Raw genomic sequence first — 9172 nt, 5'->3', positions numbered from 1 at the left:
CAGTATTCCTTCTGCCTGTCATCGGCCATGTAGCGGCAGCCCGTCGGTCCGCGCACCGCAAGCCTGCCGGTTGCGCCGCGCGGCAGCTCGCGCATCTCGTCATCGACGATGCGCGCCTCGTAGCCGCCCACCGGCTTGCCGGTCGACGCAGGCTTCATATCGCCAAAGCGGTTGGAGATGAAGATGTGCAGCATTTCGGTGGCGCCGATGCCGTCGAGGATCGGCTTGCCGGTCTTTTGCGTCCACTCTTCGAAAACCGGAGCGGGCAAGGTTTCGCCGGCCGAAACGGCAACGCGCAGCGACGACAAATCGGCACCTTCATCCATGGCCTTCAGCATGGCGCGGTAGGCAGTCGGCGCGGTGAAGGAGATCGTCGCTTTGTAGGTCTCGATGATGTGGATCATGTTGGGTGGCGTCGCCTGCTCCAGCAGCGTCGCCGCCGCACCGAAGCGCAGGGGAAAGATAGCGAGGCCGCCAAGGCCGAAGGTGAAGGCCAGCGGCGGCGAGCCGACAAAGATGTCGTCCGGCGTCACCTCCAGGATTTCGCGGGCGTAGGCGTCGGCGATGATCAGGAGGTCGCGGTGGAAATGCATCGTCGCCTTCGGCACGCCTGTCGTGCCCGAGGTAAAGCCTAGCAGTGCGACATCGTCGCGGCCGGTGTTGACGGCGCTGAAAACAACCGATTTGTCGAGAGCGGCACGATCGAGTTCAGCATCATGGTTGGCGGTGCCGTCGAAGCCTATGACCTGTTTGAGGAATACGCTGTCCTTGGCGCAGGCGGTCATCTCGTCCATCAGCCTGGTGTCACAGAGCGCGATGGTGATCTCCGCCTTGTCGACGATCTTGGCGAGTTCGCCGGCGCGCAGCATCGGCATGGTGTTGACGACCACTGCACCGACCTTGGTGGCAGCCAGCCAGCAGGCGACCATTGCGGGGTTGTTGGCGGAGCGGATCAGCACCCGGTTGCCGGGCTTGACGCCATAATTCTCGACCAGCGCGTGGGCCAGCCTGTTCGTCCAGTCGGACAGTTCCTTGTAGGTGCGGCGGCGGCCATTGCCGATCAGCGCGGTGTGGTCGCCGAGGCCTTTCTCGACCAGCCTGTCGGTCAGTTCGACACCGGCGTTGAGGCGTTCGGGATAGTCGAAGCCGTCGAGCAGGATATCGGGCCATTGCTCCGGCGGCGGCAGGTGATCGCGCGTGAACGTGTCGATATGCGCTGAAGGCCCAAGCATGTCGCCGCTCTCCCGTCTGCTCTGAGGAGGCTTCGTGCTGCCCATCGCGCCTGCTCGGAGATGCGCCCAGAAAGGGTGAATATCTGCAGGTGGGGCAGCACAGCAGACCTCCCATTGTCGGCTGTTCGTGCAGGCAGGATCGCACCAGTCGAAATTTGTTTCAAGCCTAAAATGTTTTTGCCCTGGAGCATTGACGCGTGGCATGGCGGTGGCCATTGCTAGCGAAGAAGCGATGCCGTCTTGGGGAAGGGCGCAGATGTTCGAACGTCACATCGTCGATTGGGATGATGCCTATGCCAACGGCGCAAACATCGCCGGCAGTGATCGCTGGCCGGCCGCGTGGGCGGAGCCGGCGCAAGCATTCCGTGATGCGCTCTCGGCAGAGGGCCGGGCACGGCTCGACATTGCCTATGGCGAAGGGCCGCGCAATCGGCTCGATCTTTTCCTTCCCGATGCCGCGCCCAAGGGGCTGGTGGTGGTCATCCATGGCGGTTACTGGCTGGAGACCGATAAGAGCCTATGGTCGCACCTCGCCAACGGCGCGGTCGGCAGCGGTTTTGCCGTTGCGATGCCTTCCTACACACTCTGCCCGGATATACGCCTCGCCGGCATCGTCCGGGAAGTCGGGGCAGCAATCAGCAAGGCAGCGGCAATGGTCGGGGGACCGCTGATGCTGACCGGACATTCGGCTGGCGGCCATCTCGCCACCCGGATGGTGACGACAACCACGCCGCTGGCCGCCGATGTGGCGCGGCGCATACGGCACGTCGTTTCGATTTCGGGCTTGCATGACCTGCGTCCGCTCATGCGCACCGGCATGAACGCGGCCCTGGCCATCGACGAACACGAGGCGCTGACGGAAAGCCCGGCGCTGCTGCGGCCGATGGATGGTGCCCGCATCACCTGCTGGGCCGGAGGTGGCGAGCGCGCCGAATTCCTGCGCCAGAATGCGCTGCTGGCCAACATCTGGACCGGCCTTGGCGCCACCACCAGCGTCGTGATCGAACCCGACCGGCATCATTACAGCATTGTCGATGGCCTTGCCGACCCGACGCATCCGCTGACGCAGAGCTTGATCTCGAACTAGAGCCGGGATCATTTTCTCGTCTGTTATGAATGGCTTGTCTGGGATTCCTCAACGCAGAATCAGCACGCTGCAAGCCTCGCCAGCGGCTGCTGCGGGGGCAAACGGCGCCCGCACGATCAGCCCGTTGGCGTCGGCCAGCATTCTCAGCATTGAGGAATCCTGGATGCCGAACGGCGTCGCCACCAGCACGCCGTCATCTTCCCTGACCACGGCTCGGACATAGTCCTGGCGCAAATCATTGCCCGGCATTGCGGCGCCCAATCGCGCTGGGCGAATGTCCTGGCGATAATTGCGGCCGCCGAGCCGCGCCAGCAGCGGCTTCAGGAACAGTTGCGAGCAGACCAGGCTTGCAACCGGGTTGCCAGGCAGGCCGATGCACCTGATGCCACCGAGGCGGCCGAACATCAGCGGCTTGCCGGGGCGCATTGCGATCTTCCAGAAGCCGAGCGTCATGCCTTCGCCGGTCAGCACGTCGTGGATCAGGTCGTGATCGCCGACCGAGGCGCCGCCAAGCGTCACGATGACATCCGCACCGGCCGCGACCGCTTTTTGCACCAGGTCGGCGATGGCCTCCTTGCGATCGGCGGCAATGCCGAGATCGAGCGCGCGGGCGCCGACCGAGTGTGCGGTGGCAGCGACGCCATAGGCATTGGACGAGATGATCTGGTCCGGGCCGAGATCACTGCCCGGCGGCAGCAATTCGTCGCCGGTGGCGATGATGGCGACCAGCGGCCGTTTCACCACGCTGACCCGGGGATGGTTGGCCGATGCTGCCAGCGACAGTGCCGCCGGGTCGAGCAAGCGGCCTTTTTCCAGCAGCATGTCGCCTGTTGAAAAATCGAGCCCGATGCGGCGGATATTGCGCCATTGCGCCGTCGGCTCGATCACTTCGATTTCGCCGCCGCCGAGGTCGCGGACATTCTCCTGGATGACGATGGTGTCGGCGCCTTCGGGCAGCGGCGCGCCGGTAAAGATGCGCACCGCTTGTCGCTCGCCGACCGTGCCGTCAAAGCCACGTCCAGCCGGTGCCATGCCGATCACCGAAAGCCGCGACGGTACCGACGCCACATCGGCGGCGCGCGCCGCGTAGCCATCCATGGCGGAAGCGTTGAAAGGTGGCTGGGTACGGAGTGCCACGACCGGTTGCGCCAGCACGCGGTCCACTGCCTCGAACAGGGAAACGCTTTCGGCGGCTAGAGGTGCCGCACCATCGAGCAGGCGTTCAAGCGCCTCCGCGATAGGAACCAGCGCCATCAGGCACTCGCCCCATGTTTAACGGATTTGTAGTCACCCGACTTGCCGCCGGTCTTTTCGACCAGGCGGATGCCGGAGATCACCATGGCGCGGTCTACAGCTTTGGCCATGTCGTAGATGGTCAGGCAGGCTACAGAAGCGGCCGTCAGCGCTTCCATCTCGACGCCCGTCTTGCCGGTGACGCGGGCCAGTGCGGTGACTTTCAGGCCGGGTAAAGCATGGTCCGGCTCGATGTCGACGGAAACCTTGGTCAGCAGCAGCGGATGGCAGAGCGGGATCAGCTCATGCGTCTTCTTCGCCGCCATGATGCCGGCGATGCGCGCGGTACCGAGCACATCGCCCTTCTTGGCGTTGCCGGCGAGGATCATTTTCAGGGTCTCGGGCCGCATCGCGACAAAGCCTTCGGCGATCGCCGTGCGCGTCGTCTCCGCCTTGTCGCCGACATCGACCATGTTGGCCTCGCCCTGCGCGCCGAGATGGGTGAGGACTGATGTCATCGTCAGACGGCCTCGGCCGATACCTTGCCCGTCAAAAGCAGGCGCGTCGCCGCTGTGACGTCCTGTTGTCGCATCAGGCTCTCGCCGACGAGGAAGGTGTCGACGCCGGTCTTCTGCATCCTGAGGCAGTCATCATGGGTGAAAATACCGCTCTCGCTGACCAGCAGGCGGCCGCCCGGCACCATGGGCGCCAGCCGCTCCGACGTTTTAAGGCTGGTTTCGAATGTCCTCAGATTGCGGTTGTTGATGCCGATCAGCTGCGACGACAGCTTTACCGCGCGCAGCGTCTCGGCCTCGTCATGCACCTCGATCAGCGCATCCATGCCGAGTTCGAATGCCGTTGCCTCAAGCTCGCTGGCCAGGGCGTCATCGACGCTCGCCATGATGATCAGGATCGCATCAGCGCCCCAGGCGCGCGCCTCATAAACCTGGTAGGGGTCGAACAGAAAATCCTTGCGCAGCGCCGGCAGCGCGACGGCTGCCCGCGCCTCGGTGAGAAATTCCGGCGCGCCCTGGAAAGACGGCGCGTCTGTCAGCACCGAAAGACAGGCGGCACCCCCCTTGGCATAGGCCTGCGCCAGCGCCGGCGGATCGAAATCGGCACGGATCAAGCCCTTGGAAGGGCTCGCCTTCTTGATCTCGGCGATTAGCGCGAAGGCGCCGGATTTGCGCTTCGCTTCCAGTGCGGCAAGAAAGCCGCGCGGTGCGTCGGCGTCTTTTGCCCGTGCCTTGATTTCGGCCAACGGCACACGTGCCTTTGCTGCCGCGATCTCGTCGCGCTTGTAGGCCTCGATCTTGCGAAGAATGTCAGACACGCTCTATCCGTTCGAAATCTCGACCAGCCTGTCGAGCACTTGCAGGGCACGGCCGCTGTCGATGGCTTGTGCCGCCGCCGCGATGCCGTCGCCAAGCGTCGTCGCCTTGCCCGCCACCACCAGGCCGGCGCCGGCATTCATCAGCACGGTGTCGCGATAGGCGCCGGCAGCGCCGCCCAGCATATCGCGCAAGGCCTTGGCGTTGTAGTCCGCATCGCCGCCGCGCAATTCATCCTTGCTATGGCGCGCCAGCCCAACCGCTTCAGGGGTCAGCGTGAAGCTGCGGATCTCGCCGCCGATCAGCTCGGCAACCTGCGTCTCGCCGGTGGTGGTGATCTCGTCATAGCCGTCGCCATGGGCAACCCAGGCATGCTCGGCGCCCAGCGCCTTCAGCGTCTCGGCCACCGGCAGGATCCACTCAGGCAGAAACACACCGACCATCTGCCGCTTGACGCCGGCCGGATTGGAAAGAGGCCCGAGCAGGTTGAAGATGGTGCGGGTGCCGAGTTCGACGCGGGTCGGGCCGACATGCTTCATCGCCGGATGGTGCGCGGGCGCGAACATGAAACCGACGCCCGCCTCATGGATGCAATGGCCTATGGATTCGGGCGAGATGTCGATCTTGACGCCGAGCGCGACCAGCACGTCGGCGGCCCCTGTCAATGACGACAGACCGCGATTGCCGTGCTTGGCAACCGGCACACCGCTGCCAGCGATGACGAAGGCCGATGCCGTCGAAATGTTGACGCTGTGGGAATTGTCGCCGCCGGTGCCGACGATATCGATGGCGCCATCGGGCGCGTCCACGCGCAGCATCTTGGCGCGCATGGTTGCGACGGCGCCTGAAATCTCGCTCACCGTCTCGCCGCGCACGCGCAGCGCCATCAGGAAGCCGCCGATCTGGCCGGGGGTCGCATCACCCGACATGATGATGTCGAAGGCCTCGCGCGCTTCCTCGAAGGAAAGCGCGCTACCGGTCGCAATCTTGGCGATATGGGTTTTCAGCGCGCTCATCTTGTCGAGGCTTGGGCGACGGCGGCCTGGTCGATGCGAACATCGTACTGCGTCTGCAACTGCGCCACCAACTGGTCGAGCAGGTCGTCCGACATACCAGAGGTAAAAGATTTCTGTGCGTCATCCGGCACTGAGCTGGCATCGGCTCCGGCGGGCTCGAACACTTCGGCGACCTTGTACAGGATCTGCCCGTCGCCGGTGGGCGAGGGGATCAGGCCGGTACCGCCTTCGCCGACTCCAAACATCGCTGCGGCGCCTTCCTTGCCGAAATCGACGTCGTCAGCCTCACGCTTGACACCGCGCTTGGTCTGCTTTTCCAGCTTCAGTTCGCTGGCGATGACGTCGAGCGTTGCGCCGGCCTTGAGCCGCTTTTCCAGCTCGTCAGCCTTGGCGGCGAGCCGCTTGCTTGTTTCCGCCGCCGTCCAGTCGGCCACGGCTTTCTGACGAACCTCATCCAGCGTGCGGTCGCGAGCCGGCGTGATAGACGCCACCTCATAGAAGACGAAGCCGTTGTCGGCTGTGGTCAAGGCATCGTTTTCCGTGTTGGGTTCGGCGTCGAAGACGGCTTTGATCAGCTCCGGCGATTGCGGCAGGTCCTTGACGATGCTTGCATCTGGCCGCAGTCCACTGCGATCGATGGCGTCGATGGTGACGACCTTCAGCTTCAGCTTGGCCGCGGCGTCGGCCAGCGAACTGCCGGCGGCGCGGGTATCATCGTAATTGTCGCGTACGTCCAGAAGGATGCGGCTTGCCTCGCCCAGCGCCAGATCCTTGCGGATCTGGTCGGACACCTCGGCCAGCGGCTTCACCACCTCGGGCTTGATCTCGGTGACGCGCAGCAGCACCGGACCGAAGGCGCCTTGCACGACCTGGCTGACTTCATTGGCGTTGAGCGCGAAGGCCGCGTCGGCGACCGCCTTGTCGGCGATCTTGTCCTTGGCAAGCGTGCCAAGCAAGGTGTCGGCCGGGGTCTTGCCTTCCGCCGTGACCAGCTTGTCGAAAGTAGCGCCGGCCTTGAGCGAATCGAGTGCGGCCTTGGCCGCATCCGGCGTCTTGAACACGAGCTGCTCGATGGTACGCAATTCCGGCGTGGTGTAACGCGCCTTGTTCTTGTTGTAATCGTCGCTGACCTGTTGGTCGGTGACGGCTGTCGGATCCATGATGTCGGCCGGTTCGAGGCGGACATAGGAGAATTTGCGGTATTCGGGTGCCGCATATGTCTTCTTGTTGGCTTCGAAATAGGCCGAAAGCACGCTGTCGGACGGTGCCGCGATCGGCTCCACCAGTGCCTTGGGCAGCGTCAAATAGTCGATGGTGCGGTCTTCGCCGCGATAGAGCGCAACTGCCTTGAGGAAAGTGTCCGGAGCCTTGAGGCCGTCCGAGACCGCCTCGACAATCTGCTGGCGCACCGCCACCTGGGCACGGTTCTTAAGATAATCCTCGGGCCGCATGCCGATCTGCTGCAGCATATATTCGAACGTTCTGCGGTCGAACTGGCCGCCCGGGCCTTTGAAGGCCGGGTCTTCGCGTGTCAGCTCGGCCAGCCGGTCCTTGGAAAGTCCGAGGCCCAGCTTGCGGGCCTGTTCGTCGAGAACGGCACCCGAGACGAGCTGCGCCAGCACCTGATTGTCGACACCGAGCGCCTTTGCCTGTTCGTGGCTGAGACGCTGGCCGAACTGCTGCGACATGACGGCGAGCTGGCGATCATAGGCGAGACGGTATTCGTTGATCGACACTTTGGTGCCGCCGGCCGTTATGACCGAATCATGGCCGGCCAAACCGCCCATCAGCCGCCCGGAAACGCCCCAGACCAAAAAGCTGAGCACCAGCAGCACCAGCAGCCCCTTCGCGACCCAGGTGCCTGCCGCGCTTCTCAATATACCAAGCATTTTTACTTCCGATTTATGCGCATTCTCGCATGCGCCGAGTCTGAAACAAGCGCAATAGCGCCCTTCCGGCCCACTGTCGATTGCTTTGTGGGCTGATTTTGGTAGTGAGGGCCAGAGCCCCGATATCATCCGGAGAAGCAAACCCATGACGCCAGGAATTCGCCCGCTCGTCGCCGGCAACTGGAAAATGAACGGCACCAGCGCCTCGCTCAACGAACTCCGGATGATCGGCAACGGTTTCATGAGCGGACTTGACGCGGAGACCGAAGCGCTGGTTTGCGTTCCCGCAACCCTGCTTGCCCACGCCGCGGAGATCCTGTCACGCACGCCGGTGCATGCCGGCGGCGAGGATTGCCACACCAAGGAGAGCGGCGCCTACACTGGCTGCATCTCGGCGGAAATGCTCAGGGATGCCGGCGCAAGCCATGTCATCGTCGGCCATTCCGAATGCCGCGAGCAACGCGGCGAGGATGACGCCACTGTCCAGGCCAAGGCATCCGCCGCATGGCGTGCCGGGCTTGTTGCCATCATTTGCGTCGGCGAAACGCATGAGCAGCGTGAAGCGGGTGCCACGCTGGACGTGCTGTCGCGGCAAGTCGAGGGCTCGGTCCCGCCAAGCGCCATCCCGTCCAACACCATCATTGCCTATGAGCCGGTATGGGCGATCGGCACCGGCCTGACGCCGACGGCCGGCGATGTGGCCGCAGCACACGCACATATCCGCGAAAGGCTGTCGGAAAAGCTTGGCAGCGTCGCGGCGAAGGTGCGCATTCTCTATGGCGGCTCGGTCAAGCCCTCCAACGCGGTCGAACTGCTCGGCGTCAGGAATGTCGACGGCGCGCTGGTCGGCGGCGCCAGCCTGAAAGCGGCGGATTTTCTCGGCATCGCCGAGGCCTATCGCAATATTGCTTGAAGACATTTGTCCCGCCGGACAGGGCTTCCGGTACATGAAATCGTTGCAAAGGACGGGTTGCTTCCCATATTCCGGCCACGGGCTTGGAAATGCCGTCAAAGCATTGTATTGAGCCGCCTCCAATTCACCGGTCGTGTCCGCGGCCGGGCAAGGCCTTGCCAGGATAAACTATGGAAACCGTACTGATCGTCATTCATCTCATGGTCGTGCTCGCCCTTGTCGGCGTGGTGCTGCTGCAGCGTTCCGAAGGCGGTGGCCTCGGCATCGGTGGCGGATCCGGCTTCATGACCGCGCGTGGTGCTGCCAACGCGCTGACGCGTGCGACGGCGATCCTGGCGGCCGCTTTCTTCGCCACGTCACTGACGCTGTCGATCGTCGCCCGCTACGGCGAGAAGCCGATCGATATTCTCGACCGCGTGCCGGCAACCTCGGACGGCGCCGGCAAAGGCGTGCTCAACCAGTTGCCTGGAA

9 protein-coding genes are annotated in these 9172 nt (G+C 63.9%); 3 read left to right on the top strand and 6 right to left on the bottom strand.

Annotated features, from left to right (window positions below; all coding sequences use genetic code 11):
- A partial coding sequence (locus EN943_RS31315) for an AMP-binding protein (protein ID WP_127415915.1) occupies positions 1-1232 on the bottom strand: 1232 nt, incomplete at its 3' end.
- Positions 1233-1488: 256 nt separating this feature from the next.
- Here EN943_RS31315 and EN943_RS31310 point away from each other — a divergent pair.
- The gene (locus EN943_RS31310) at positions 1489-2319 is read left to right on the top strand and encodes an alpha/beta hydrolase (RefSeq protein ID WP_127415914.1); all 831 of its coding nucleotides are present in this window, start codon (positions 1489-1491) and stop codon (positions 2317-2319) included.
- Positions 2320-2367: 48 nt separating this feature from the next.
- On the opposite strand, the gene glp is transcribed toward EN943_RS31310, so the two are convergent.
- Genes glp through EN943_RS31285 form a run of 5 tightly spaced genes read right to left on the bottom strand, consistent with a single transcriptional unit; the run spans position 2368 to position 7788 of the window.
- Complete coding sequence (gene glp, locus EN943_RS31305; protein ID WP_127415913.1) at positions 2368-3573, bottom strand: gephyrin-like molybdotransferase Glp; 1206 nt, start codon at positions 3571-3573, stop codon at positions 2368-2370.
- Positions 3573-4070, bottom strand: coding sequence for a cyclic pyranopterin monophosphate synthase MoaC (gene moaC / locus EN943_RS31300; RefSeq protein WP_127415912.1), 498 nt, complete (start codon positions 4068-4070; stop codon positions 3573-3575). Before moaC ends, glp begins: the two co-directional genes overlap by 1 nt.
- Before the next feature lie 2 nt (positions 4071-4072).
- Entirely contained in the window at positions 4073-4885 is an 813-nt protein-coding gene (trpC, locus tag EN943_RS31295) for an indole-3-glycerol phosphate synthase TrpC (protein ID WP_127415911.1), read from the bottom strand.
- Positions 4886-4888: 3 nt separating this feature from the next.
- Positions 4889-5899, bottom strand: coding sequence for an anthranilate phosphoribosyltransferase (trpD, locus tag EN943_RS31290; protein ID WP_127415910.1), 1011 nt, complete (start codon positions 5897-5899; stop codon positions 4889-4891).
- The gene (locus EN943_RS31285) at positions 5896-7788 is read right to left on the bottom strand and encodes a SurA N-terminal domain-containing protein (RefSeq protein ID WP_127415909.1); all 1893 of its coding nucleotides are present in this window, start codon (positions 7786-7788) and stop codon (positions 5896-5898) included. The genes trpD and EN943_RS31285 overlap by 4 nt, the downstream gene beginning before the upstream one ends.
- Positions 7789-7933: 145 nt before the next feature.
- Here EN943_RS31285 and tpiA point away from each other — a divergent pair, with 145 nt between their 5' ends.
- Both tpiA and secG read left to right on the top strand, forming a co-directional pair.
- The gene (tpiA, locus tag EN943_RS31280) at positions 7934-8701 is read left to right on the top strand and encodes a triose-phosphate isomerase (RefSeq protein ID WP_127415908.1); all 768 of its coding nucleotides are present in this window, start codon (positions 7934-7936) and stop codon (positions 8699-8701) included.
- Between the two features lie 170 nt (positions 8702-8871).
- Positions 8872-9172, top strand: a 301-nt coding sequence (gene secG / locus EN943_RS31275) for a preprotein translocase subunit SecG (RefSeq protein WP_127415907.1), incomplete at its 3' end; no start/stop codon positions are given.

Source organism: Mesorhizobium sp. M7A.F.Ca.US.006.01.1.1 (assembly GCF_003997935.1).
In the GTDB taxonomy this organism is placed as follows: domain Bacteria; phylum Pseudomonadota; class Alphaproteobacteria; order Rhizobiales; family Rhizobiaceae; genus Mesorhizobium.
This window is presented reverse-complemented; position numbering and strand designations above follow the sequence as displayed.